Consider the following 602-nt stretch of genomic DNA (forward strand, 5'->3'; position numbering starts at 1 on the left):
ATTGATGTTGAAGCTATGAAGCAAGAGATTAACGAGAGAAAGGATATCGAGGTGATAAATGTCTAACCAGAAAGAAAAAGCGACACATAAAGCGGTTCGACTTGCCATTGTTCGAATCGAAAAAGGTCGTCCAAATACTGTTTCTCATAAACGTAAAATGAGTGTCGCTGCCGTTGCCGAAGAAGCAGGTGTAAGTCGAGCATTGATTCACCGTGACTGCCCTGAACTATTAGAGCGTATTAAAGGCGGTGTAAACAAAGACATTCGACAGCAACGTGATGCCAAACAAACTGAACTTAATAAATACAAAGACCGCAATCGAGAGTTGCGGTCTGAGGTGGCAGAATTGAAAGCTATGCTCGCTAAAGTTCAATCACAAAATGCTACGTTAATACGAAAAAACATGGCTCTGAGCAATGCTCGTGCGGACAATAGCAATGTAACGCAACTAATATACAGCTAATTGCCTGAATTTAATGGTAATAATTTCAAATTAAGGTTACTTTTGAGATGGTTAAAAACATCCAAAAGTGCAACCTTAAACAAAGTTATATAAAACAGAAGGTTAGCTACAGTTACATGTAACGAACTATTTATAATTA

The 602-nt window shown here is 38.0% G+C and carries 1 protein-coding gene; it reads left to right on the top strand.

Annotated elements, in window-relative coordinates; all coding sequences use genetic code 11:
• Nucleotides 1–58: 58 nt before the first annotated feature.
• Complete coding sequence (locus WR49_RS20720; RefSeq protein WP_041156848.1) at nucleotides 59–463, top strand: hypothetical protein; 405 nt, start codon at nucleotides 59–61, stop codon at nucleotides 461–463.
• The last annotated feature ends 139 nt before the right edge of the window (nucleotides 464–602 follow it).

It is taken from the genome of Vibrio sp. ECSMB14106 (genome assembly GCF_000972265.1).
Classification (GTDB): Bacteria; Pseudomonadota; Gammaproteobacteria; order Enterobacterales; family Vibrionaceae; genus Vibrio; species Vibrio kanaloae.

Excerpts from the sequence above, each read along its gene's own strand:
- WR49_RS20720 (WP_041156848.1), top strand. The coding sequence starts at position 59 with ATGTCTAACCAGAAAGAAAAAGCGACACATAAAGCGGTTCGACTTGCC.